The organism is Pseudomonas sp. S34 (genome assembly GCF_009866745.1).
In the GTDB taxonomy this organism is placed as follows: Bacteria; Pseudomonadota; Gammaproteobacteria; order Pseudomonadales; family Pseudomonadaceae; genus Aquipseudomonas; species Aquipseudomonas jessenii.
Map to the genome: position 1 here is coordinate 1,919,113 of NZ_CP019398.1, position 24,064 is coordinate 1,943,176.

General features: G+C 61.3%; 17 protein-coding genes. 6 read left to right on the top strand and 11 right to left on the bottom strand.

Annotated elements, in window-relative coordinates; genetic code table 11:
* Nucleotides 1-55: 55 nt before the first annotated feature.
* The 4 genes from PspS34_RS08535 to PspS34_RS08550 all read right to left on the bottom strand — a co-directional run bounded on the left by PspS34_RS08535 (nucleotide 56) and on the right by PspS34_RS08550 (nucleotide 5,084).
* Nucleotides 56-1,723, bottom strand: a complete 1,668-nt coding sequence (locus PspS34_RS08535) for a bifunctional protein-serine/threonine kinase/phosphatase (RefSeq protein WP_159389563.1) — start codon at nucleotides 1,721-1,723, stop codon at nucleotides 56-58.
* A gap of 7 nt (nucleotides 1,724-1,730) precedes the next feature.
* Nucleotides 1,731-2,942 (bottom strand): nitrate/nitrite transporter, encoded by a 1,212-nt coding sequence (locus tag PspS34_RS08540; RefSeq protein WP_057715698.1) that lies wholly within the window; start codon nucleotides 2,940-2,942, stop codon nucleotides 1,731-1,733.
* Between the two features lie 339 nt (nucleotides 2,943-3,281).
* Nucleotides 3,282-3,857 carry an ANTAR domain-containing protein gene (locus PspS34_RS08545; protein ID WP_057715697.1) on the bottom strand — a complete coding sequence of 192 codons (576 nt, stop codon included), beginning with the start codon at nucleotides 3,855-3,857 and terminating at the stop codon, nucleotides 3,282-3,284.
* Between the two features lie 15 nt (nucleotides 3,858-3,872).
* Nucleotides 3,873-5,084 carry a CmpA/NrtA family ABC transporter substrate-binding protein gene (locus PspS34_RS08550; protein WP_154946553.1) on the bottom strand — a complete coding sequence of 404 codons (1,212 nt, stop codon included), beginning with the start codon at nucleotides 5,082-5,084 and terminating at the stop codon, nucleotides 3,873-3,875.
* A 228-nt stretch (nucleotides 5,085-5,312) separates the two neighbouring features.
* Between PspS34_RS08550 and PspS34_RS08555 the strand changes: the two genes are divergently transcribed.
* Nucleotides 5,313-6,332, top strand: coding sequence for a quinone-dependent dihydroorotate dehydrogenase (locus PspS34_RS08555; RefSeq protein ID WP_090454050.1), 1,020 nt, complete (start codon nucleotides 5,313-5,315; stop codon nucleotides 6,330-6,332).
* Between the two features lie 249 nt (nucleotides 6,333-6,581).
* On the opposite strand, the gene PspS34_RS08560 is transcribed toward PspS34_RS08555, so the two are convergent.
* On the bottom strand, nucleotides 6,582-6,797 hold the full coding sequence (locus PspS34_RS08560) for a ribosome modulation factor (RefSeq protein ID WP_003223300.1): 216 nt from the start codon (nucleotides 6,795-6,797) through the stop codon (nucleotides 6,582-6,584).
* Between the two features lie 530 nt (nucleotides 6,798-7,327).
* On the opposite strand from PspS34_RS08560, the gene rlmKL reads away from it, so the two are divergent.
* Together rlmKL and PspS34_RS08570 are read left to right on the top strand one after the other, a co-directional pair.
* The gene (rlmKL, locus tag PspS34_RS08565; RefSeq protein WP_057715695.1) at nucleotides 7,328-9,598 is read left to right on the top strand and encodes a bifunctional 23S rRNA (guanine(2069)-N(7))-methyltransferase RlmK/23S rRNA (guanine(2445)-N(2))-methyltransferase RlmL; all 2,271 of its coding nucleotides are present in this window, start codon (nucleotides 7,328-7,330) and stop codon (nucleotides 9,596-9,598) included.
* Between the two features lie 213 nt (nucleotides 9,599-9,811).
* Nucleotides 9,812-12,211: a diguanylate cyclase gene (locus PspS34_RS08570; RefSeq protein ID WP_159389564.1), complete on the top strand. Its 2,400-nt coding sequence runs from the start codon at nucleotides 9,812-9,814 to the stop codon at nucleotides 12,209-12,211.
* Between the two features lie 120 nt (nucleotides 12,212-12,331).
* On the opposite strand, the gene dacB is transcribed toward PspS34_RS08570, so the two are convergent.
* A complete protein-coding gene (gene dacB, locus PspS34_RS08575) occupies nucleotides 12,332-13,792 on the bottom strand; it encodes a D-alanyl-D-alanine carboxypeptidase/D-alanyl-D-alanine-endopeptidase (RefSeq protein WP_159389565.1) in 1,461 nt (486 codons plus the stop codon).
* Nucleotides 13,793-14,026: 234 nt separating this feature from the next.
* Here dacB and PspS34_RS08580 point away from each other — a divergent pair, with 234 nt between their 5' ends.
* On the top strand, nucleotides 14,027-14,371 hold the full coding sequence (locus PspS34_RS08580; RefSeq protein WP_007971486.1) for a YggL family protein: 345 nt from the start codon (nucleotides 14,027-14,029) through the stop codon (nucleotides 14,369-14,371).
* 112 nt (nucleotides 14,372-14,483) lie between these two features.
* Here PspS34_RS08580 and PspS34_RS08585 read toward each other — a convergent pair whose 3' ends face one another.
* Nucleotides 14,484-15,698: a benzoate/H(+) symporter BenE family transporter gene (locus PspS34_RS08585; protein ID WP_159389566.1), complete on the bottom strand. Its 1,215-nt coding sequence runs from the start codon at nucleotides 15,696-15,698 to the stop codon at nucleotides 14,484-14,486.
* A 342-nt stretch (nucleotides 15,699-16,040) separates the two neighbouring features.
* Here PspS34_RS08585 and PspS34_RS08590 point away from each other — a divergent pair, with 342 nt between their 5' ends.
* Entirely contained in the window at nucleotides 16,041-16,805 is a 765-nt protein-coding gene (locus PspS34_RS08590; RefSeq protein ID WP_007971481.1) for a GntR family transcriptional regulator, read from the top strand.
* Between the two features lie 172 nt (nucleotides 16,806-16,977).
* Here PspS34_RS08590 and guaD read toward each other — a convergent pair whose 3' ends face one another.
* From guaD to xdhA, 4 genes are all read right to left on the bottom strand, one after another.
* Complete coding sequence (gene guaD / locus PspS34_RS08595; RefSeq protein WP_159389567.1) at nucleotides 16,978-18,282, bottom strand: guanine deaminase; 1,305 nt, start codon at nucleotides 18,280-18,282, stop codon at nucleotides 16,978-16,980.
* 8 nt (nucleotides 18,283-18,290) lie between these two features.
* Nucleotides 18,291-19,133: a xanthine dehydrogenase accessory protein XdhC gene (gene xdhC, locus PspS34_RS08600; protein ID WP_057715689.1), complete on the bottom strand. Its 843-nt coding sequence runs from the start codon at nucleotides 19,131-19,133 to the stop codon at nucleotides 18,291-18,293.
* A gap of 146 nt (nucleotides 19,134-19,279) precedes the next feature.
* On the bottom strand, nucleotides 19,280-21,679 hold the full coding sequence (gene xdhB, locus PspS34_RS08605; protein ID WP_150758869.1) for a xanthine dehydrogenase molybdopterin binding subunit: 2,400 nt from the start codon (nucleotides 21,677-21,679) through the stop codon (nucleotides 19,280-19,282).
* Nucleotides 21,672-23,126: a xanthine dehydrogenase small subunit gene (xdhA, locus tag PspS34_RS08610; RefSeq protein WP_159389568.1), complete on the bottom strand. Its 1,455-nt coding sequence runs from the start codon at nucleotides 23,124-23,126 to the stop codon at nucleotides 21,672-21,674. Before xdhA ends, xdhB begins: the two co-directional genes overlap by 8 nt.
* Before the next feature lie 277 nt (nucleotides 23,127-23,403).
* Between xdhA and PspS34_RS08615 the strand changes: the two genes are divergently transcribed.
* Nucleotides 23,404-24,063, top strand: a complete 660-nt coding sequence (locus tag PspS34_RS08615) for a GntR family transcriptional regulator (RefSeq protein WP_102668964.1) — start codon at nucleotides 23,404-23,406, stop codon at nucleotides 24,061-24,063.
* Nucleotide 24,064: the final 1 nt, after the last annotated feature.

Consider the following 24,064-nt stretch of genomic DNA (forward strand, 5'->3'; position numbering starts at 1 on the left):
CCGTTCACAAGGGCAGAACCGTGAGGGAGTGCACCGATTCAAGGCGCTTTGCCCGCTAATGGAGCGCAACCATCAACAGCACCAGATTGAGCAGCAACGATACCAGCGCCAATGTTCGCCAGACTTTCAGCGGTTCGCGCTCCAGCAAGGGCCTGGGGCGCACGCTCAAGCTGTGGCGCTCGCCCTGTTCGATCAGCAGCAGCCATTCTTCCGCTGTTTCGAAACGCTGGTCGGGGGCCGCCGCCACGGCGCGCTCCAGGCTATGGGCGATCCAGTCCGGCAGATCGGGCCGGTAGCGGCTGGCGTTGACCGGGAGGCCAAACCTCGGGCGCTGGAAGGCTTCGATTTCGCCATAGGGGTAATGCCCGGTGAGCAGGAAATACAGGGTTACTCCGACGGCGTACAAGTCCTGCTGTGGCGTCGGTACTTCGCCGCGAAAGGCTTCGGGTGCGATGTAACTGGGTGTACCCGGCAGCGCCCAGGGCAGATCTTGCGAAAGCCCGGGGCAGTAGGCGAGGCCGAAATCCAGCAGGCGCAACTCACCATCGTCCCCCAGCAGCAGGTTTTCCGGTTTGATATCGCGATGCAGGATCTGCCGTCGATGCAACAGACCGACCGCTCGCAGCAAGCGTTCGGCGATGTCTTGCCACTGGGGCAGCGGCAGCGGCCCGCCTTGCTCATGTCGTTGGGCCAGGGTAACGCCCGAATATTCACGCATCACGTAGTACAAATGCTGACGCTGACTGGCGGAGTGGACTTCAGGAAAATGTCGACCGGCCACGCGTTTGAGAAACCATTCTTCCGACAGTAACGCTTGCCCGGCCTGGTGATCGTCGTGCAGGCGACCGGGCAGGGTTTTCAACAGCCAGGGTTGTTGCTGGCTGTCGCGAACGCGATAAAGCAGCGATTGCTGGCTCTGTGCGACGATCCCCTCGACCTGCCAGCCCTCGAACGCCTGACCCGGTTTCAGGGCAGGCGGCAGTGGCCATTGCTGTAAGTGCATCAACGCATCGCCAATGCTCGCTTCACCGAGGGCATCGACCCGCACCAGCATGGCGCTGGCGTTGTCCTGGCTGCCCGCCAGGTGCGCAGCATTGACCAGGGTGTTCGCAGCGCTGTGCAAGTCCGGTTGATCGCGCAGGATCGCGGCAATGGCGGTATCGCCCAGGACGGCCCAGACGCCGTCGCTGAGCAGGACGAAGCTCTCATCGGGGCGCAACTCACCGTCGAGAAAATCCAGCACCAGGTGTTGATCGAGCCCCAGCGCCCGTTTCAGCACATGCTGCATGCCCGGCTGGTCCCAGACGTGATCCTCGCTGATTCGCTGCAATTGGTCGGCGTGCCAGCGATACACCCGACAATCGCCGACATGAGCCAGGGTAAAACGCCGGCCGCGCAGGACCAGAGCACTGAGGGTGGTCAGCAGCGGTTGTCCGCCGCCATTGGCCTGCAACCAGCGGTTCTGCGCCAGCAGCAGGCGATCGAGTGCCTGTGCGACGCTCCAGGTTTCCGGCGTGGCGTAGTAATCCAGCGCCAGGGCCTGCAGCGTCGAACGGGCAGCCAGACCGCCATCGACGCATTGGCTGACACCGTCGGCAATCGCGAACAGATAACCCTTGCTCGCGGCCAGCGCCGGAGCCGGCGTGACCAGGCGCAGGGCATCCTGGTTTTCCTCGCGAGGACCGATGGCGCTGGCTTCGGCGAAACTCAGTTGCAGGCTCATCGGGGCGTCAGACCCGCGCAGCCGTCACGGCGGCCGAACCCCAGGTGGTTCTCCAGCGACGTTTTACGCCGTGCAGACCGAACCAGGCCAGAACGCCGAGGCTGGCGAACAACCACAGCGCCAGTTGATAGCTGCCGGTGCTTTGCTTGATCGCGCCCATGCCGGCCGCGAGGGCAAAGCCACCGATACCGCCGGCCATGCCGATCAGGCCGGTCATCACGCCGATTTCCCGGCGAAAACGCTGGGGCACCAATTGGAATACCGCGCCATTGCCTGCGCCCAGACCGAGCATGGTGCAGACGAAAAGTGCCAGTGCGGCGTAGGAACTCGGCAGATTGAAGCCGACCACGGCAATGCAGATCGCCGCGACGGTGTACATCGCCAGCAGAGTCCGAATGCCGCCGAACCGGTCAGCCAGCGCGCCACCCAAGGGGCGCATCAGGCTGCCGCCGAACACGCAGGCAGCGGTGTAGTAGCCGGCAGTCACCGGGCTCAAGCCGTACTGGTCGTTGAAATAACCGGGCAGGGCACTGGCCAGACCGATGAAGCCGCCGAATGTCACGCTGTAGAAAAACATGAACCACCAGCTGTCACGATCGCCCAAGGCCTTGAAGTAGTCGGCCATGGATTTGGCTTTTGGCCGCTCGGGGGCATTGCGGGCCAGCCAGGCGAAGACGATCAGGGTCAGAATCAGCGGAATCAGGGCGAAACCGAACACGTTGCTCCAGCCAACCGCCGCCGCCAGCACCGGGGCGATCAATGCGGCGAGCACCGTGCCCGAGTTCCCCGCGCCGGCGATGCCCATGGCCTTGCCTTGATGCTGCGGTGGATACCACTGCGAGGCCAGGGGCAGGGCGACGGCGAACGAAGCGCCGGCCATGCCGAGGAACAGGCCCAGCAGCAACGCCTGCTCGTAGCTGTGGATTCCGAGTTTCCAGGCGCCGAACAGCGCGCAGATCACGATGACCTGACCGATCAGGCCGGCGGTTTTGGGCGACAGGCGATCAGCCAGCATCCCCATCACGAAGCGCAACACCGCCCCGGCCAGAATCGGCGTGGCGACCACCAGCCCTCGTTGCTGCGTCGTCAGGTGCAGGTCGGCGGCGATCTGTACTGCCAAAGGACCGAGCAGGTACCAGACCATGAAGCTCAGGTCGAAATAGAGGAAGGCTGCGAACAATGTGGGTGTATGGCCGGATTTCCAGAAGCTTGAATTCATTGCGCACCTCAGCTGTGAAGAGTCTCGAAAGGAGTCATGAGCTTGCAGGTGGGGCGCCGATACGGCCGCACCACCGGCCCCGTGCTGTGGGGCCAAAACGAAAAAACGCCGCTACCCGATCCGCCAAGGGCAAATGAGGTGAGCGACGTCTTTGTCGTAGGTGGGGCAACCGCCGTTGGTTACCTGTGGTGATTACTTAGCGAGATCTGTGCCAACACTCGAAATCGAGTTGCCGCCATTCGCGAGCAAGCCCGCTCCCACAGGTGATTCGTGTTCGGCGTAGCGCCCTTGTGGGAGCGGGCTTGCTCGCGAAGGCGATAGAACATTCGCCACGGAACTTCAGCCGAGCAACTCGCTCATGGCAATAATCTGCTCCGCCACTTGAATCAGCTTCTGCTGGCGGCTCATCGCCTGGCGGCGCATCAGTGTGTAGGCCTCTTCCTCGTTGCAGTCCTTCATTTTCATCAGCAGTCCCTTGGCCAGTTCAATGCGCTTGCGCTCGGCCAATTGCTGGTCGCGGGCATGCAGTTGGGCACGCAAGGCCTGATCGCTTTCGAAGCGTGCCATGGCCACATCGAGAATCGGCTGCAGGCGTTGTGCGTGAATGCCTTCGACGATGTAGGCGCTGACACCGGACTTGATCGCCTGTCGCATCACATCGGGGTCGTGTTCGTCCGTGAACATCACAATCGGTCGTGGCTGGTCGCGAGTCACCAGCACCACTTGTTCCATGACATCGCGGCCCGGTGACTCGGTATCGATCAGAATCACATCCGGACGCACCGTTTCGACGCGTTCGGGCAGGTCGATGGTCAGGCCGGATTCATCGATCACTTCGAATCCGGCCTCGATCAGGGCGGCCTTCAGGCGCCCGACTTTTTTAGCGGTGTCATTGATCAGCAGGATACGCAGCATGTTCATGGTCTCCTGTCAGCGGCTGGCGGATCGGTGCGAGCTGTCGCTCATGGCGTGCAGTTTGAAACTGCGGGCATAACCGGCCGGGTCCGAACCGTCCCAGGTCTTGCCGTCGATCAACTGACTGCTGCGCATCTCCTTGCCCCGTGCCGCGACACCTACAGCGCTGGCCGCTTCACGATACAAGTCTAGTTGCTGGACTTGACGGGCCACGGCGAGGTAATCCGGGTCGTCGCGCAACAAACCCCAGCGACGGAACTGGGTCATGAACCACATGCCATCGGACAGGTACGGCAGATTGACCTCGCCTTCACCATGGAAGCGCAGGGCGTGTGGGTCTTGCCAGCGATTGCCCAGACCATCGACATAGTCGCCCAGCAGGCGCGGCTCGATGCACTCCAGCGGCGCATCGAGGTATTGCGCTGCACTGAGCAATTGCGCGGTGCTGCGACGATTTTCGCTGCTTTCTTCGATGAAGCGACTGGCCTCCAGAATCGCCATCACCAACGCGCGGGCAGTGTTGGGGTATTGCTCGACGAAGGCGCGGGTGCAGCCCAGGACCTTTTCCGGATGATCGGGCCAGATGGTCTGGGTCGTCGCCAAGGTGAAGCCGAGGTCCTGTTGCACGGCGCTGGCGGACCAGGGTTCGCCGACGCAGAGCCCGTCGATACGCCCGGCCCGCAGGTGCGCGACCATTTGCGGCGGCGGCACCACCACGCTGTCGACATCCAGCAGCGGGTGAATGCCCTGGCTGGCGAGCCAGTAATACAACCACATGGCGTGGGTGCCGGTTGGAAACGTCTGGGCGAAGGTGAATTTTGAGCGAGTTTGGTGCACGTGCCGTTCCAGTGCTTCAGGACTGGTCACTCCAAGCGCTTGCAAACCACGGGACAGGTTGATGCTCTGGCCGTTCTGATTCAGGCCCATCAGCACGGCCATGTCGGTCGCGGCCACGCCACCGATGCCCAGGTGAACGGCGTAAACCAGACCGTAGAGGCTGTGGGCGGCATCGAGTTCGCCGCTGACCAGTTTGTCCCGCAGGTTGGCCCAGGACGACTGACGCTTGAGGTTCAGGGTCAAGCCATGGGGTTGGGCGAAGCCCTGGGTGGCGGCGACAACCACCGAGGCGCAGTCGCTCAGAGCCATGAAGCCGAGATTGATTTCGGTTTTTTCCGGGGCATCGCTGCCATTGACCCAGGCCAGAGGGCCGGCTGATGGTTCGTTCATCGCGTGTTCACCTTGCAAAAAAAACGTCGTCCCGAGTTCTTGCATGAGCAGGCCGGGGACGACGCCATTGTCTTTGCACACATTCGGTCGTTGGCATGGGTGCTGGTGCCCAGAGTGGTGCAAGGCATATGCCATTATCCGTTGATTTGATCACGCGCCTCGCTTGCCACCCCGTTGCCCGGCTATAATCGCCGCCTCAATTCGCCGCCAATCGAGTCAAATCCGCCCATGTACACCCTGGCCCGTCAGCTGTTGTTCAAACTCTCCCCGGAAACCTCCCACGATCTGTCCCTGGACCTGATCGGCGCGGGCGGGCGTCTTGGGCTCAACGGCTTGCTGTGCAAGGCCCCGGCGAAGACGCCGGTGAATGTCATGGGCCTGGACTTCCCGAATCCGGTGGGGCTGGCCGCCGGCCTGGACAAGAACGGGGCGGCCATCGATGGTTTCGCCCAACTGGGTTTCGGTTTTGTCGAAATCGGCACCATCACGCCGCGTCCGCAGCCGGGCAACCCGAAGCCTCGCCTGTTCCGTCTGCCGGAAGCCGAGGCGATCATCAATCGCATGGGGTTCAACAACCTCGGCGTCGATCACCTGCTGGCCCGCGTGGCGGCGGCCAAGTACAAGGGCGTGCTGGGCATCAACATCGGCAAGAACTTCGATACGCCGGTCGAGCGTGCCGTGGACGACTACCTGATCTGCCTGGACAAGGTCTACGCCCACGCCAGCTATGTGACGGTCAACGTCAGCTCGCCGAACACGCCGGGCCTGCGCAGCCTGCAATTCGGTGACTCGCTCAAGCAGTTGCTGGCCGATCTGGCCGAGCGCCGCGCGGAACTGGCCTTGCGTCATGGCAAACATGTACCGCTGGCGATCAAGATCGCGCCGGACATGAGCGACGAAGAAACCGCACAAGTTGCGCAAGCGCTGATCGAAACCGGGATGGATGCGGTCATTGCGACTAACACCACCCTGAGCCGTGTAGGCGTCGAAGGCATGGAGCACGGCGAAGAAGCCGGTGGTCTGTCCGGCGCGCCGGTTCGCGACAAGAGCACCCACACCGTGAAAGTGCTGGCATCGGAGCTGGGTGGTCGGCTGCCGATCATCGCTGCCGGCGGTATTACCGAAGGCAAGCATGCAGCGGAGAAAATCACCGCGGGCGCGAGCCTGGTGCAGATCTACTCGGGCTTCATCTACAAAGGCCCGGCGCTGATTCGTGAGTCGGTAGACGCCATCGCAGCCCTGCGCTGATCCCTTGTAGGAGCGAGCCTGCTCGCGATGGTCGATAACGATAACGCGTACTTTCTGGATACACGCGGTGTTCTCGGGTTCATCGCGAGCAGGCTCGCTCCTACAGGGGGATTGTTCCGGGTCAATGAGCAGGCATAAAAAAGGGCCCCTTTAAAGGAGCCCCTGGGCCGGAGCCCGCCGTCCGGATGGGACGTGCATGGTTAATTCAGTACAAATCAGATTGTCGTGTCGGAGTGTTCTGCCCTGTAATTAGCCGACGGCGTGAAGTTCGTTGAGTCTGTGGATTCCCGCAGTGCCGGTCATACCGTCCCAGTTGTCGCCGCGTCCTTCTCGCCAGCCGTTAATCCAGGCTTGACGTACCGACGGTAGAGTAAATGGGCAAAGCTCACGGGATTTACCACCAACGCCATATTGATATCCGCGCAAAAATGCTCTTTCCAACGGATCACGCTTAAGTCTTCTCATAGGGTGTTGCCCTCACTTGTTGACTGTATTTATCGCGTCGACCTCTATTGAGGTCTGGCAGAAAAACTCTGCCGTTGGGGGCTCGTTGCCGGCGTGACGAGCCAAGGTGTTGGCGTCATTGCGGCGCCAACCTGTATTGAGTTCTAACCAATGCGTCACATCGAGGGAATGATCGTTTTGTCATAAGGACGTAACCGTTCATGTGCTAACGCCATAAGTAACAGAGCGTTTGTAGCGTATTTATTGGCCAAACCCCGGTATGATCGGCTCTGCGCTGGATGATGGGCTTAATCCTTTAGTGAGAATGGCTCCCGTTGCCGGGAAGCACTATTCGACGAAGGGTCGACTTATGACATTTTGTTGCATCAACTTTTTTATCTGTCCTTGCATCTAAGCTCATTTAACCCGAGCAGCAGGGGTGGAACGGCACACCTTCGTGCCACGCGGGCGCTCTTCGAGAAAAGCGCCTGATTGAAAACCGGACCGGCAATGCGTTGCCCGGTCACTTAGCTAAAGGTTCTGGAATTCCCATGTCCGATCGTTTCGAACTCTTCCTCACTTGCCCAAAAGGCCTTGAAGGCCTGCTCATCGAGGAAGCCGTCGGGCTTGGCCTTGAGGAAGCGCGGGAGCACACCTCTGCCGTACGCGGCATGGCCACCATGGAAACCGCTTATCGCCTGTGCCTGTGGTCGCGCCTGGCCAACCGCGTGCTGCTGGTGCTCAAGCGTTTCCAAATGAAGGACGCCGAAGACCTGTACCACGGCGTGCTGGACATCGAGTGGCAAGACCACATGCTCAATGACGGCACCCTGGCCGTCGAATTCAGCGGCCATGGCTCAGGTATCGACAACACCCACTTCGGCGCGCTGAAGGTCAAGGACGCCATCGTCGACAAACTGCGCACCCCGCAAGGCGACCGTCCGTCCATCGACAAGCTCAACCCGGACCTGCGCATTCACCTGCGCCTGGATCGTGGCGAAGCCATTCTGTCTCTTGACCTGTCCGGTCACAGCCTGCACCAGCGCGGCTATCGCTTGCAGCAAGGTGCGGCGCCGCTCAAGGAAAACCTCGCGGCCGCCATCCTGATCCGTTCCGGCTGGCCCCGTATCGCGGCCGAAGGTGGCGCTCTGGCCGACCCGATGTGCGGCGTCGGCACGTTCCTGGTGGAAGCCGCCATGATCGCCGCCGACATGGCGCCGAACCTGCGTCGCGAGCAGTGGGGCTTCACCGCCTGGCTCGGTCACGTACCGGCGCTGTGGAAAAAACTCCACGAAGAAGCCACCGAACGCGCCGCCGCCGGCCTGGCCAAGCCGCCGCTGTGGATTCGCGGTTACGAAGCCGACCCGCGCCTGATTCAACCGGGCCGCAACAACGTCGAACGTGCCGGCCTCAGTGAGTGGATCAAGATCTACCAGGGCGAAGTCGCGACCTTCGAGCCGCGTCCGGACCAGAACCAGAAAGGCCTGGTGATCTGCAACCCACCATACGGCGAGCGTCTGGGCGACGAGGCGAGCCTGCTCTACCTCTACCAGAACCTTGGCGAACGTCTGCGTCAGGCTTGCCTCAACTGGGAAGCCGCGGTGTTCACCGGCGCCCCGGACCTGGGCAAGCGCATGGGCATCCGCAGCCACAAGCAGTATTCGTTCTGGAACGGCGCCTTGCCGTGCAAGCTGTTGCTGATCAAGGTGTTGCCGGATCAATTCGTCACCGGCGAGCGTCGTACTCCGGAGCAGCGCCAGGTCGAGCGCGAGCAAGCCGCCTACGATCAGGCGCCGAACGAACCGCAGGAACGCAAGTTCAACAAAAACGGCAACCCGATCAAACCGGCGCCGGCACCGGCTCCAGTGGTCGAGCAGCCGCGCCTGAGCGAAGGCGGGCAGATGTTCGCCAACCGCCTGCAAAAGAACCTCAAGGCCCTGGGCAAGTGGGTCAAGCGTGAAGGCATCGACTGCTACCGCGTGTACGATGCCGACATGCCGGAATACTCCATGGCCATCGACCTGTATCACGATTGGGTACATGTCCAGGAGTACGTCGCGCCGAAATCAATCGATCCGGAAAAGGCTTCGGCCCGCATGTTCGATGCCCTGGCAGCCATCCCGCAGGCGTTGAACATCGACAAGAGCCGTGTGGTGGTCAAGCGCCGCGAGCGCCAGAGCGGCACCAAGCAGTACGAGCGCCAGGCGGCACAGGGCAAGTTCGTCGAGGTCAATGAGGGTGGCGTGAAGCTGCTGGTGAACCTCACCGACTACCTCGACACCGGTCTGTTCCTCGACCACCGGCCGATGCGCATGCGTATCCAGAAAGAGGCGGCCGGCAAGCGCTTCCTCAATCTGTTCTGCTACACCGCGACGGCCAGTGTGCATGCGGCCAAGGGCGGCGCGCGCAGCACCACCAGTGTCGACCTGTCGAAAACCTATCTGGACTGGGCGCGTCGCAACCTGTCGTTGAACGGTTTCTCCGACAAGAACCGCCTGGAGCAGGGTGATGTGATGGCGTGGCTCGAAGCCAGTCGTGACGAGTACGACATGATCTTCATCGACCCGCCGACGTTCTCCAACTCCAAGCGCATGGAAGGTGTCTTCGACGTGCAGCGCGACCAGGTGCAACTGATCGACCTGGCCATGGCGCGACTGGCGCCCGGCGGCGTGTTGTACTTCTCCAACAACTTCCGCAAGTTTGAACTGGAAGCCAATCTCGGCGAGCGTTATGCAGTCGAGGAGATCACCGCCCAGACCATCGACCCGGATTTTGCCCGCAACGCCAAGATCCATCGCGCCTGGAAAATTACGGCTCGTTGATAGCTGTGCTGATTCACTGTAGGAGCGAGCCTGCTCGCGATGAACCCGAAAGCGCCGCGTGTATTCAGAAAGCACGTGTTATCGTTATCGACCATCGCGAGCAAGCTCGCTCCTACAGAGTTGTTCAGTGCTGGTCAAATTAGTGGCTAATAGCTATAACTCAGTTCATGGCCAAAGGGCTTCTCCGCACCTGGCGTTTTGAGTTTGCGTTTTATGTCGTTGCACGCCGTGCGCCCCAGGATCCTGGGAATAATCAGCGAAGATGCCTCGGCCTGGTTGGTCGCGCTGCTGGTATTGCTGGTTGGCGGGGTGCTCACCGGGTTGCTGGCGTGGTCGACGCTGAATCTGTTTCACCATCAATTGCGGCAACGTTTCCAACTGCTGGCCAGTGAACGTTACAGCCGTATCGAAGAGCGTTTCGAAGATCAGGAGCAGCGCCTCGACGGCCTGCGTCGGTTTTTCGCCAATTCCGATTCGGTGTCCCGAGCGGAATTCGACGGCTACACCCAACCTTTGCTGCTGCGAACCCAAGCGTATTCCTATGCCCAGCGGGTCACTCGTGACGAGCGGGTGGCGTTCGAGCGTCGGGTGCGAGACGAGGGCTTGAACAACTTTACCCTGAGAGAGCTCAACGCCGACGGCCAACTGCAACTGGCCGGCGAGCGAGATGAGTACGTGGCGGTGCTGTACAGCCAGACGCAAAGCAAACTCGGCGCTCCCCTCGGTTACGACTTGCTGGCCCAGCCGCTGCGGCGTGCCACGCTCGCTCGGGCCGATCAGCGTGGCGGTATGGCGGTATCGCAACCGATGCATCTGGTAAGTATCGAACCGGCTTATGCCCGCGGCGTGCTGCTGGTCGCGCCGCTCATGCAGCGCAACAGTCAGGACCGCAAATCCACGAAGCCCTACGGTTATGTCATGGCCGTGATCAGCATGCGCCAGTTGTTGGCGGACGGACTGCCGGACGCCAGCCATGACTATCTCTCGGTGCGCATCCTCGATTTGTCGATCGATGACCAGCACGAGGTGCTGTTCGAGTCACCCAACCCGCCGGCCATCAGCGAGCTGTCGGCCACGCGCCTGTTGCGCATGGCCGACCATGACTATCAAGTCGATATCCAGCCCAGCGATGCGTTCGTGAAGGCCAATCATTCCTCCGTGACCAGTGTGGTGGTGTTGGGTGGAATGCTCAGCGTGATGCTCAGTGCCTTGCTGTACGTGTTGGTCAGCCAGCGGCAGCGGGCGTTGAAAATGGTCGAGCAACGCACCCAGGAGCTACGGGATCGAGAGCAGGAGCTGCGCGGAACCCATGGTCAGTTGCGTGGTGTGCTGAATGCCGCCACCCAGGTCGCGATCATCGCCACCGACCTGCGCGGTGTCATCAGCACCTTCAACGCCGGTGCTGAGCAGATGCTTGGCTATACCAGTGCCGAGGTGGTGGGGCATATGACCCTGGAGAGCCTGCACCTGCCCCGGGAGCTGGTCGCTCGCTCGGCAGAGTTGAGCGCACGCTATGGTAAACCGGTGCCGACCTGCCAGGCGATGCTGGTCGAAGGCGACGTGCAGGGCAGCCACGAGGCGCGGGAGTGGACGCTGGTACGTGGCGATGGCAGCCATTTGATCGTCAACATGCTCGCCACGCCAGTGCTCGACGAGCAAGGCCTGTGGGTCGGGCACCTGGCGGTGTGCATCGACATCACCGAGCGTAAGCGGGTCCATGAGGCGCTCGCGGCGCGGGATCTGTTGTTGAAGAAACTCAGCGCCCACGTGCCCGGTGGCATCTACCAGTTCAAGATGGAGTTCGACGGGCGTTTCAGCGTGATCTACGCCAGCGACGGCATTCGCGAGATCTACGAGCTGGAACCTGACGTGCTGCTGCTCAATGCCGAAGCGATCTTCACCCGGATTCACCCCCAGGACAGCACCCGTGTCCGAGCCTCGATCCGTGCCTCGGCCGACACCCTCAGTCCCTGGCGCGAGGAATACCGCGTGCAATTGCCGCAACGGGGTCTGCGTTGGGTACGTGGCGAGGCCACGCCAGAGGAACTGCCCGGTGGCGGTGTGCTGTGGCACGGCTACATCTCGGACATTTCCGATAGGAAGCGGGTGGAAGAAGAGTTGCGCGCGTTGTCGGTCACCGATTCCCTGACCGGTATCCACAACCGGCGTTATTTCCAGGAACGCTTGACCATCGAAATGGCCCGGGTGGAGCGTGGCGGTGGGGATCTGTCGGTGATCATGCTCGATATCGACCATTTCAAGCGCATCAATGACCTGCATGGTCATGCCATCGGTGATCGGGTGTTGCAGGCCGTGTGCCAACGGATCGGCCACCGGCTGCGTCGCACCGATGTGTTCTGCCGCTTGGGCGGTGAGGAGTTCATGGTGCTGTGCCCGGATATCAGCGGCGAACAGGCCTATATGTTGGCCCAGCAATTGTGGCAAGGCCTGCGCAGTTCACCCATTGAAGGTGTCGGTACGGTCACTGCCAGTTTCGGGATTGCCAGTTGGCGGGTCGGGGAGGGCGCCGATGCCTTGCTGTTGCGTGCGGATTCGGGGGTTTACGCGGCGAAGCAGGCAGGAAGGGATCGGGTAGAAGAGGAAATGAACTAGGGTTGCATGCAATCCCTGTGGGAGCGGGCTTGCTCGCGAAGGCGATTTGTCAGTCACATCGATGTTGGATGTGCCGCCGTCTTCGCGAGCAAGCCCGCTCCCACAGGGTTATGTGGCGCTTTACAGAACCGAAGCCGTTTGCGGCGTTTTCGGTTGGCGGTACAGATCCAGCAGCACCTGATCGAGTACCGACGAGGCGCCGAACGGGGCCTTGTCGTTGAGGATCGCCACCACCGCCCAGGTGTTGCCGTTGACGTCGCGACTGAAACCGGCGATCGCCCGCACGGTGTTCAGGGTGCCGGTCTTGACGTGGGCTTCACCGCGCATCGCAGTGGTCTTCAGGCGTTTGCGCATGGTGCCGTCGGTGCCGGCGATCGGCATCGAACTGATGTATTCGGCGGAATACGGACTGTGCCAGGCAGCTTCCAGCATCGAGGCCATTTCTCGGGCGCTGACACGCTCGGCACGGGACAGGCCGGAGCCGTTCTCCATCACCAGGTGCGGCGCGGTGATGCCTTTTTTCGCCAGCCACTGACGCACGACACGCTGGGCAGCCTTGGCGTCGTCACCATCGGCATCGGTGCGGAAGCGTTGGCCCAGGCTCAGGAACAACTGCTGGGCCATGGTGTTGTTACTGTACTTGTTGATGTCGCGGATGATTTCCGCCAGGTCCGGCGAGAACGCCCGGGCCAGGACCTTGGCGTCTTTCGGTGTTGGCGCCAGCACATCCCTGCCCTGAATGCTGCCACCCAGTTCCTTCCAGATCGCGCGGACGGCGCCGGCGGTGTAGGTCGCGTGGTCGAGCAGCGACAGGTAAGTCTGCGAGCTGCAGCCTTCCCCCAGTTGGCCGCCGACCGTCACGGTCACGCTGCCGTCGGCCTGAGTCACCGGGTTGTAGCGCACGCCACCGGTGCATTGCTTGGAGTTGAGAGCCTTGACCTGGTTGTCGATGCGGATGCTCGCAATCGGCGGTTCCACCGAGACCAGCACCTTGCCCGAGTCATTGCGCGCGACGAAGCGCAGCGCCTTGAGGTTGACCAGCAGCGAGTCGGGCTTGACCAGGAACGGCTTGTTATCGTCGTTGCCGTCGTCATTGAACTCCGGCAGTTGCGGTTGCACGAAGAAGGTTTTATCCAGCACCAGGTCGCCGGTGACCTGGGTCACGCCGTTGGCGCGCAGGTCGCGCATCAGCAGCCAGAGTTTTTCCATGTTCAGCTTCGGATCGCCGCCACCCTTAAGGTAGAGGTTGCCGTTGAGAATGCCGCCACTGAGGGTGCCGTCGGTGTAGAACTCGGTTTTCCACTGGTGGTTCGGGCCGAGCATTTCCAGCGCCGCGTAGGTGGTGACCAGTTTCATGGTCGATGCCGGGTTGACCGACACGTCGGCGTTGAACACCGTCGGGGTGCCGGGGCCGGTGAGGGGGATCATCACCAGCGACAGGGCGTTGTCCTGCAGCTTGCTGGCTTTCAGGGCTTTTTCAACGTTGGGCGACAACGCGGTATTGATTGGAGCGGCGGAAACGGGGAGGGCCAGGGGGAGAAGAAAACCGGCCAACAGCAAAGGACGTAAAGATTTGATCATCTGAAATAAAACCCTACAGCCGAGGGGAAATATAAAGAGGGCATGGAGATAAATTCCCTCAATGGTCATGAAAGTGTCGGCATTATGCCCCAAGGTGTCACGGCTTGTGCCGTGCGCGAGCATCCTGATCGGCTATTTTTTTACCGACGGTAGGCGTGGTGGCCCAGAGAGTCAGGCAATCGGCGGCTTAAACTGCTAAAGTGCCGCCCGTTATTACTTAAGAGGATTGTTCCAATGGCGACTAACCGTTCCCAGCGTCTGCGCAAAAAACTGTGCGTCGATGAATTTCAAGAGCTGGGTTTCGAACTGAACCTGGATTTCAAAGAAGATTTGGCTGATGAAGCCATTGATGCTTTCCTCGACGCGTTCCTCAAAGAAGCCATGGAAGCCAACGGTCTGGGCTATGTTGGCGGCGATGACTACGGTCTGGTTTGCCTGCAGAAGCGTGGCTCGGTCAGCGCTGAACAGCGCGCTGCCGTTGAAGCCTGGCTCAAAGGCCGCACCGAGCTGACCAGCGTTGAAGTCAGCCCGCTGCTGGACGTCTGGTACCCGGAAAAGCCGATCAATCCGGTAGCTTGATGTTCCAGAAAAAACGGCGACCCAAGGGTCGCCGTTTTTTTATGCTTTTTTTGCAGGCGCGAGCTTGCTCGCGATGAACCTGAGAGCGCCGCGGGGTCTCAGGTTTCCAGCGTTATCGTTGACGACCATCGCGAGCAGGTTCGCTCCTACAGTTCAGGATCAGCAGCGTCACCACCCCCGCGACAATCCCCCAGAACGCCGAACCGATGGAAAACAGCGTCAGCCCCGATGCCGTGACCATGAAGGTGATCAGCGCCGCTTCACGTTCCTTCACTTCGCTCATGGCGATGCTCAAGCCATTGATGATCGAGCCGAACAGCGCCAGCGCCGCAATCGACAGCACCAGTTCCTTGGGCAGCGCGGCAAACAATGCCGCGAGCGTCGCGCCGAACACGCCGGCAATCCCGTAGAAAATCCCGCACCAGACCGCCGCGGTGTAGCGCTTGTTACGGTCTTCATGGGCGTGGGGCCCGGTGCAGATCGCGGCGCTGATGGCCGCCAGGTTGATCCCGTGGGAACCGAACGGTGCCAGCAGTAAACTGGCGATGCCGGTGGTGGTGATCAGCGGCGAGGCGGGTACCGTGTAGCCATCGGCGCGCAATACGGCGATGCCGGGCATGTTTTGTGAGGTCATGGCGACGACAAACAGCGGGATGCCGATGCTGATGGTCGCGGCCAGGGAGAAATTCGGTGTGGTCCAGACCGGCGTGGCCACTTCCAGGTGGAAGCCGCTGAAGTCCAATAACCCCATGAAGCCTGACAATGCCGTGCCGATCAGCAATGCCGCCAACACCGCATAGCGCGGCGACAGGCGCTTGACCACCAGATAAGTGACGAACATCCCCAGTACCAGGGCAGTGCGGTGTTGCGCTGCGACGAAAATCTCGCTGCCGATCTTGAACAGGATCCCCGCCAGCAGGGCGGCGGCCAGGGATGCCGGAATCTTTTTCACCAGTCGTTCGAAGCTGCCGGTCAGCCCGCAAATCGTCACCAGCACCGCGCAGGTAATATAGGCACCAATGGCTTCGCCGTAGCTCACGCCGCCCAGGCTGGTGATCAGCAGCGCTGCGCCCGGGGTCGACCAGGCAATGGTGATCGGCGTGCGATAACGCAAGGACAGGCCGATGGAGCACACCGCCATGCCGATGGAAATCGCCCAGATCCACGAAGAAATCTGCCCGCTGCTCAGGCCCGCCGCTTGCCCGGCCTGGAACATCAGCACCAGGGAGCTGGTGTAGCCGGTCATCATGGCGATGAAACCGGCGACGATGGCCGAGGGCGAAGTGTCGGCCAGCGGGCGGATTTGCGTGTGGGTGGCGTCGTTCATGACGGGGATGTTCCTTAACAAATGAAGATGTCCGCAGCGATGCAGAACCTTGTGGGAGCGGGCTTGCTCGCGAAGAGGGCGTGTCAGTCGACATTGATGTTGCTGACAGACTGCATTCGCGAGCAAGCCCGCTCCCACAGGAAGGCGGATTCTGCGAACAAGCCTAAACTCAAAAGTAACCAGGCGTTGCGATACAGCCGAGGCAACATTCAGCCGTACAGTCGTGTTGCCACCCTCCATTGTGTACAATCGCAGTGTTTTTTACGCGATACTTGCCAGCGACCCACTGTGCCGTATTACAGTCACGGTCAATTCGCCGCAGTTCTTCCGACTCGAGTGCCCATGAACGAACAGTTGCAACCCCTAAAGAAACAACCGCGAGCAGGCAAAGCCGGCCGCAGCGGTACCCAGGACGATATTGTCTACGCGCATATCTTCGAGGCCATCCTCGAGCAGCGTCTGGCGCCCGGCACCAAGTTGAGCGAAGAAGCGCTGGGGGAAATTTTCGGGGTCAGCCGCACCATCATTCGCCGCGCCTTGTCGCGCCTGGCCCATGAAGGCGTGGTGCTGCTGCGTCCGAATCGCGGCGCCGTGGTCGCCAGCCCGAGCGTCGAAGAAGCCCGTCAGGTGTTCATGGCTCGCCGTCTGGTCGAGCGTGCGATCACCGAATTGGCGGTTCAGCACGCTACCGCCGAGCAGATTGCCGAGTTGCGCCAGATGGTCAACGATGAACGCGACAGTTTCTCGCGCGGTGATCGCGGTGCCGGTATCCGTCTGTCGGGCGAGTTTCACCTGAAGCTGGCCGAAGCGGCGAAAAACGCCCCGTTGATCAGCTTCCAGCGCAGCCTGGTGTCCCAGACGTCGCTGATCATCGCCCAGTACGAAAGCGGCAACCGTTCCCATTGCTCCTACGACGAGCACACCCAGTTGATCGACGCCATCGAAAAGCGCGACGCTGAACTGGCGGTGAACCTGATGATGCATCACATGGATCACATCGACAGCAAACTCAACCTCGATGAGGAAAGTGCGTCGGATGATCTGCATGCGGTGTTCTCGCATTTGCTGCAGACCAAGAAGCCTGGGCGTTCACCCGCGAAAATCTGACACCGCCCCCTGTAGGAGCGAGCCTGCTCGCGATGGTCGTTAACGATTACGCGGGAAGCCTGACACCCCGTGGCGCCCTCGGGTTCATCGCGAGCAGGCTCGCTCCTACAGAGGGTCAAAAAAATCCCCCGGAATCTGATGATCACGGGGGATTTTTTTATGGGCGCAAATTTTATCGCTGATGCACCAGGTTCCCCGCTGCATAGGTCTGCTGCACAGTCCGGTCATCCCCCAGGGTCATCAACACAAACAATGTCTCGGCGATGTTATTGGCCTGCTTCAGGCGATAGCTCAGCAGCGGCGTGGCGTTGTAGTCCAGCACCAGGAAGTCGGCGTCGGTGCCCGGTTGCAGGTTGCCGATCTTGTCTTCCAGGCGCAATGCGCGGGCGCCGCCGAGGGTGGCCAGGTACAGCGACTTGAACGGGCTCAGGCGTGCACCTTGCAGTTGCATGACCTTGTAGGCTTCGTTGAGAGTTTGCAGCAGCGAGAAACTGGTGCCGCCACCCACATCGGTGCCGATACCGACATTGAGCTTGTGCTTCTCGGCCATCGGCAGGTTGAACAGGCCGCTGCCGAGGAAGAAGTTCGAGGTCGGGCAGAACGAGATGGCCGAACCTGTTTCTGCCAGTCGCGCGCACTCGTCATCGCACAGGTGCACACCGTGGGCGAACACTGAGCGCTCGCCGAGCAACTGGTAGTGATCGTAGACGTCCAGGTAGCCCTTGCGCTCCGGGAAAAGCTCTTTGACCCACTCGATTTCCTTGAGGTTTTCGCTGATGTGGGTCTGCATGTACAGATCCGGGTACTCGGTCAGCAGCTGGCCGGCCAGGGTCAGTTGTTCCGGGGTGCTGGTCGGTGCGAAGCGTGGGGTGACCGCGTAGTGCAGGCGACCCTTGCCGTGCCAGCGCTCGATCAGCGCCTTGCTTTCGACGTAGCTGGATTCGGCGGTGTCGGTCAGGTAGTCCGGGGCGTTGCGGTCCATCATCACCTTGCCGGCGATCATCCGCAGGTCGAGCTGCTCGGCCGCTTCGAAGAACGAGTTCACCGATTGCGGGTGCACGCTGCCGAATACCAGCGCAGTGGTGGTGCCGTTGCGCAGCAGTTCCTTGATGAAAATGTCCGCGACCTGGTCGGCGTGGGCCTTGTCGGCGAACTGGCTTTCGCACGGGAAGGTGTAGGTGTTGAGCCAGTCCAGCAGTTGCTCGCCATAGGCGCCGACCATGCCGGTTTGCGGCAGGTGGATGTGGGTGTCGATGAAGCCGGGGGTGATCAGTGCATCCTGGTAGTGGGTGATTTCGACGTCAGCCGGCAGGGTCGGCAGCAGTTCGCTGGCGTGACCGAGGGCGCTGATCTGGCCGTTATCCACAACCAGCAAGCCGTCTTCGAAATACTCGTAGGAGGCTTCGATGCCGACGACGGCTGGGTCGGCGATGCTGTGCAGGATGGCGGCGCGGTAGGCTCTGCGAGTCAGTGGCATGAGAATTCTCAGTTGGAGGCTTGGCTGCGGCGTGAGGCAGGCAGCAGTTTGGCAATCGATCCGGCGCTGGAGGTTTGCTGGCCGAAGTTCGCGTTATAGGTGGCGATGATTTCGCCGGCGATGGAGATGGCGATTTCCACAGGCAGCTTGCCTTTGACTTCGCCGATGCCCATCGGGCAGCGCATGCGTTGCACGACGCTGTTGTCGAAACCGCGGTCGCGCAGGCGATGTTCGAACTTCACCCGTTTGGTCTTCGAACCGATCAGGCCGAAGTAGGCGAAGTCGTTGCGCTTGAGGATCGCAGCGGTCAGTTCGAGGTCGAGTTGATGGTTGTGGGTCATCACGATGTAGTAGCTGCCGGCCGGCAGATCATCGATTTCATCCACCGGTTCTTCGCTGACGATCTTGCGCACGCCATGGGGGATCTGCTCGGGGAATTCATCTTCCCGCGAATCGATCCAGCGCACCCGGCAAGGCAGGCTGGCCAGCAGTGGCACCAGGGCGCGGCCGACGTGGCCGGCACCGAACACGGCGATCTGCGCTTGAACCTGGCCCATCGGTTCAAACAGCAATACGGTCGCGCCACCGCAGCACTGGCCGAGGCTGGCGCCGAGGCTGAAGCGCTCCAGATGGGTGTCCTGCTTGCCGCTGGCGAGCATCTCGCGAGCGATCTTCATGGCCTTGTATTCCAGGTGCCCGCCACCGATGGTGTCGAAGCTCTGGTTCGCGCTGATGACCATCTTCGAGCCAGCGTTGCGCGGCGTCGAGCCGAGCTCTTCGATGATGGTAACCAGCACGCAGGGCTCACCCTGGTTTTGCAGGTCGGCGAGGGCGTCGATCCAGTTGTACATGTTTCACCTCAACATCTCTGTTGTTTGTACCGGCCTCTTCGCGAGCAAGCCCGCTCCCACATTTTGATCTCTGTCATTCACAAAATTTGTGCCCACTGGAGATCCATTGTGGGAGCGGGCTTGCTCGCGAAGGCCGCACCTCGGTCTCAGAGCGAAGCCAACTCGGTCTCAGCCTCGACAGCCTTCGCCGCCTTCAACTGGCGCATCTGCTCACAGCCCCACAACACTCGCTCAGGCGTCGCCGGGGCGTCGATTTTCGGTTGATGCCGGTAATCGCCCAGGCTCGCCACGGCGTCCTTGATCGCACACCACGAGGCGATGCCGAGCATGAACGGCGGCTCGCCCACAGCCTTGGAATGGAACACCGTGTCTTCGGGGTTCTTGCGGTTTTCCACCAGCTTCACCCGCAGGTCCAGCGGCATGTCCGCCACGGCCGGGATCTTGTAGCTGGCCGGGCCGTTGGTCATCAGCTTGCCCTTGTTGTTCCACACCAGCTCTTCCATGGTCAGCCAGCCCATGCCCTGGATGAAACCGCCCTCGACCTGACCGATGTCGATGGCCGGGTTCAGCGAGGCGCCGACGTCGTGGAGGATGTCGGTGCGCAGCATCTTGTATTCGCCGGTCAGGGTGTCGACCAGCACTTCGCAGCACGCCGCGCCAAAGGCGAAGTAGTAGAACGGACGGCCGCGAGCCTGGCTGCGGTCGTAGTAGATTTTCGGAGTCTTGTAGAAGCCGGTGCTCGACAGCGACACCTGGGCGAAATACGCCTGCTGGATCAGCGCTTCGAAGGTCAGGATGTGATCGCGAACCCGCACGTGGCCGTTGTGGAATTCCACGTCCTCTTCGCTGACCTTGTACTGGCGAGCCGCGAATTCCACCAGGCGTTGCTTGATGGTTTCGGCGGCGTTCTGCGCGGCCTTGCCGTTCAGGTCGGCGCCACTGGAAGCGGCGGTCGGCGAGGTGTTCGGTACTTTGTCGGTGTTGGTCGCGGTGATCTGCACGCGGTCCATTTCCACCTGGAACACTTCGGCCACGACTTGCGCGACCTTGGTGTTCAGGCCCTGGCCCATTTCGGTGCCACCGTGGTTCAGGTGGATGCTGCCGTCGGTGTAGACGTGCACCAGGGCACCGGCCTGGTTGAGGAAGCTGGCGGTGAAGGAAATACCGAATTTCACCGGGGTCAGTGCCAGGCCTTTTTTCAGGATCGGGCTGTTGGCGTTGTAGCGACGGATCGCTTCGCGGCGCTCGGCGTATTGGCTGCTTTCTTCCAGTTCCGCGGTCATCTCTTCGAGCATGTTGTGCTCGACGGTCTGGTAGTAGTGGGTGACGTTGCGCTCGGTCTTGCCGTAGTAGTTGGCCTTGCGCACGGCCAACGGATCCAGGGCCAGATGGCGAGAGATGGCATCCATCACTTCTTCGATGGCGACCATGCCTTGCGGGCCGCCGAAACCACGGTAGGCGGTGTTCGACGCGGTGTTGGTCTTGCAGCGGTGACCGTTGATGGTCGCATCGCCCAGGTAGTACGAGTTGTCCGAGTGGAACATCGCGCGGTCGACGATCGACGCCGACAGGTCAGGGGAACAACCGCAGTTGCCGGCCAGTTCCAGGTTGATGCCGTGCAGGCGGCCGGTGCTGTCGAAGCCCACGTCGTACTCGACATAGAACGGGTGACGCTTGCCGGTCATCAGCATGTCTTCGACCCGTGGCAGACGCATCTTGGTCGGCTGGCCGGTGAGGTGCGCGATCACCGCGCACAGGCACGCAGGGCTGGCCGCCTGGGTTTCCTTGCCGCCGAAACCACCGCCCATGCGGCGCATGTCGACGACGATCTTGTTCATCGACACGTCCAGCACTTCGGCCACCAGTTTCTGCACTTCGGTGGGGTTTTGCGTGGAGCAGTAGACGATCATGCCGCCGTCTTCGGTCGGCATCACCGAAGAGATCTGGGTTTCCAGGTAGAAGTGTTCCTGGCCACCAATGTGCAGCGTGCCCTGGATGCGATGTTCGGCAGTGGCCAGCGCCGTGGCCGAATCGCCGCGTTTGTGGGTGTGGCTGTCGAGTACGAAGTGGCGCTTGCGCAGGGCTTCGACCACGTCCAGCACAGGCTCCAGGTCTTCGTATTCGATGATTGCGGCCATCGCCGCCTTGCGCGCGGTTTCCAGGTCTTTCGCCGCCACGGCGATCACCGGTTGACCGACGAATTGCACGGTATCGATCGCCAGCAGCGGATCGCCCGGCAGCAACGGACCGATGTCCTTCAGGCCCGGCACGTCTTCGTGGGTGATGGCGATGCGCACGCCTTCAAAGGCGTAGCAGGGCGAAGTGTCGATGCTGATGATCCGGGCGTGGGCACGGTCCGACATGCGCGCATAAACGTGCAACTGGTTCGGAAACTCCAGGCGGTCGTCGATGTACTGCGCTTCACCGGCCACATGCTTGGCGGCGCTGTCGTGCTTGACGCTGCGGCCGACACCGGTGGTCAGGTCCTTGGCGAACAGTTCAGCCAATTCGGCTTGGGTCTTCTCTACGGCGTGATGATTAGACATAAGCGGTCACCCGAGTCTCGATGTGCGGTGTTTGCAGTTCGATGAAGTATTTGCGCAGCAGGTTCTGTGCGCTGAGCAGGCGATATTCCTTGCTGGCGCGGAAGTCCGAGAGCGGCGTGAAGTCTTCGCCCAGGGCAGCGCAGGCGCGTTCGACAGTGGCGTTGTTGAATGGCGAACCGAGCAACGCGGCTTCGCAGGCTGCGGCGCGTTTCGGGATGGCGGCCATGCCGCCGAAGGCGACGCGGGCTTCAGCGACGACGCCGTTTTCCAGGCGAATGTTGAAGGCGGCGCAGACTGCCGAGATGTCATCGTCCAGGCGCTTGGAAACCTTGTAGGCACGGAACAGTTTTTCGACGCTGGCGCGGGGCACGATGATCTTCTCGATGAACTCGCTTTCCTGGCGCGCAGTGACACGGTAATCGATGAAGTAATCTTCCAGCGCCAGGGTACGGCGGGTTTCGCCTTTGCACAGCACGATTTGCGCGCCGAGGGCGATCAGCAGGGGCGGCGAGTCACCAATCGGCGAGGCGTTGCCGATGTTGCCGCCCAGGGTGCCCTGGTTGCGGATCTGCAAGGACGCGAAGCGGTGCAGCAATTCACCGATGTCCGGGTACTCGGCGTTCAAGGCCTCGTAGCAATCGGACAGGGACGTGGCGGCGCCGATTTCCAGGCGATCGTCAAAGCGGTCGATGCGCTTCATCTCGGCGACGTTGCCGACGTAGATCATCACCGGCAGGGTGCGGTGGAACTGCGTGACTTCCAGCGCCAGGTCAGTACCGCCGGCCAGCAGGCGGGCCTGTGGATAAGCGTCGTAGAGGTCGGCCAGGTCGGCCACGGTCAGGGGCACCAGGCAGCGCTTGTCGCCGCTGTTGAGTTCGCCGATATCGGTCGGGGCAATGGCTTTCAGGCGTGCGATGGTGTCGGCCTCGCGGGCGTCGAACTGGTCCGGTTGCTTGGCGCAGCAGGACTGTTCGGCGGCTTCCAGGATCGGCCGGTAGCCGGTGCAACGGCAGAGGTTGCCGGCCAGTGCTTCGTGGGCCTTGGCATGATCCGGTGCATCGCTGTTCTTTTGCAGGGCAAACAGCGACATCACGAAACCGGGGGTGCAGAAGCCGCATTGCGAGCCGTGGCACTCGACCATGGCTTTCTGCACGCTGTGCAGTTCACCTTTGTGCTTGAGGTCTTCGACGCTGATCAGTTGCTTGCCGTGCAGGGACGACACGAAGGTCAGGCACGAGTTGAGGCTGCGATAGCGAATGTGTTCGCGGCCGTCATCATCGGTCTGCAATTCGCCGACCACCACGGTGCAGGCGCCGCAGTCACCGCTGGCGCAGCCTTCTTTGGTGCCGGGTTTGCCCACATGGTCGCGCAGATAATTGAGCACGGTCAGGTTCGGGTCCAGGGCGTGCTCGCTACGGAGTTCCTGGTTTAGTAAAAACTGGATCACGGAAGGCCTCGCAGACTCATTATTGTTGTTAACCGATAGGAACTGAATTTAGCAGGTCTGACTTTTCGGTCAATGATTTTCTGACTTAAAGGTCAGGAAATTGCAATTTGTCGATTAACCACCTGTTCCTTAATTATTGTCGCTGGTTCGATAGCCTGCCTTTTTGCTTGAATTTGCTTGAATCGTGCCAAAAACCTCCGGGCGGGCACTCCGCCCTGACGCAGCAATTGCGCTACACTGCGCCGCTTGTACAGATCAAAGAGTTTGAAGGACAACCATGACGTTCAAGGCGCCGGACAGCCTCGCCGAGCAAATCGCTCACCACCTCGCCGAACGCATCATTCGCGGCGAAATGAAGCCCGGAGAGCGCATCCAGGAACAGAAGGTCACGCTGGCCCTCAACGTCAGCCGCGGTTCGGTCCGCGAGGCCTTGCTGATCCTCGAGCGTCGGCACCTGATCGCGATCCTGCCGCGACGGGGCGCCCACGTCACCGAGCTCACACCGCACAAGGTGCAGAGCCTGTGCACGCTGATGAGCGAACTCTATATCCTGCTCGGTAACTCCGTGGCCAGCGGCTGGAAAACCCAGGCCGACATGGCGCCGTTCGTGCAGATCCAGCAACGCCTGACTGCCAGCTACGAGCGTCAGGACATCCGCACTTTCGTCGACGACAGCTTCAACGTGATGCGCGCCGCGTACCCGTTCGCCAACAACCCGTACTTGCAGGAGACAGTCGAGAATCTGCAGCCGGCCATGAGCCGTGCGTATTTCCTCGCGCTGGACCAGCGCAAAGCGTCGATGAGCGAATTCCTCGAGCTGTTCGAGCGCTTGCTCGCTGCCGTGCTGGCCCGTGACTTCGTGCAGATTCGCGAAGTGCTGACGGCTTACGCCCAGCGCAGTTGCGATCTGGTGATATCCGCCTTGACGGACGCCTGAT

What these genes read in the sequence shown, in the direction of transcription:
- PspS34_RS08535 (WP_159389563.1), bottom strand. Translation starts at nt 1,723, where the DNA reads ATGAGCCTGCAACTGAGTTTCGCCGAAGCCAGCGCCATCGGTCCTCGC.
- PspS34_RS08540 (WP_057715698.1), bottom strand. Translation starts at nt 2,942, where the DNA reads ATGAATTCAAGCTTCTGGAAATCCGGCCATACACCCACATTGTTCGCA.
- PspS34_RS08545 (WP_057715697.1), bottom strand. Translation starts at nt 3,857, where the DNA reads ATGCTGCGTATCCTGCTGATCAATGACACCGCTAAAAAAGTCGGGCGC.
- PspS34_RS08550 (WP_154946553.1), bottom strand. Translation starts at nt 5,084, where the DNA reads ATGAACGAACCATCAGCCGGCCCTCTGGCCTGGGTCAATGGCAGCGAT.
- PspS34_RS08555 (WP_090454050.1), top strand. Translation starts at nt 5,313, where the DNA reads ATGTACACCCTGGCCCGTCAGCTGTTGTTCAAACTCTCCCCGGAAACC.
- PspS34_RS08560 (WP_003223300.1), bottom strand. Translation starts at nt 6,797, where the DNA reads ATGAGAAGACTTAAGCGTGATCCGTTGGAAAGAGCATTTTTGCGCGGA.
- rlmKL (WP_057715695.1), top strand. Translation starts at nt 7,328, where the DNA reads ATGTCCGATCGTTTCGAACTCTTCCTCACTTGCCCAAAAGGCCTTGAA.
- PspS34_RS08570 (WP_159389564.1), top strand. Translation starts at nt 9,812, where the DNA reads ATGTCGTTGCACGCCGTGCGCCCCAGGATCCTGGGAATAATCAGCGAA.
- dacB (WP_159389565.1), bottom strand. Translation starts at nt 13,792, where the DNA reads ATGATCAAATCTTTACGTCCTTTGCTGTTGGCCGGTTTTCTTCTCCCC.
- PspS34_RS08580 (WP_007971486.1), top strand. Translation starts at nt 14,027, where the DNA reads ATGGCGACTAACCGTTCCCAGCGTCTGCGCAAAAAACTGTGCGTCGAT.
- PspS34_RS08585 (WP_159389566.1), bottom strand. Translation starts at nt 15,698, where the DNA reads ATGAACGACGCCACCCACACGCAAATCCGCCCGCTGGCCGACACTTCG.
- PspS34_RS08590 (WP_007971481.1), top strand. Translation starts at nt 16,041, where the DNA reads ATGAACGAACAGTTGCAACCCCTAAAGAAACAACCGCGAGCAGGCAAA.
- guaD (WP_159389567.1), bottom strand. Translation starts at nt 18,282, where the DNA reads ATGCCACTGACTCGCAGAGCCTACCGCGCCGCCATCCTGCACAGCATC.
- xdhC (WP_057715689.1), bottom strand. Translation starts at nt 19,133, where the DNA reads ATGTACAACTGGATCGACGCCCTCGCCGACCTGCAAAACCAGGGTGAG.
- xdhB (WP_150758869.1), bottom strand. Translation starts at nt 21,679, where the DNA reads ATGTCTAATCATCACGCCGTAGAGAAGACCCAAGCCGAATTGGCTGAA.
- PspS34_RS08615 (WP_102668964.1), top strand. Translation starts at nt 23,404, where the DNA reads ATGACGTTCAAGGCGCCGGACAGCCTCGCCGAGCAAATCGCTCACCAC.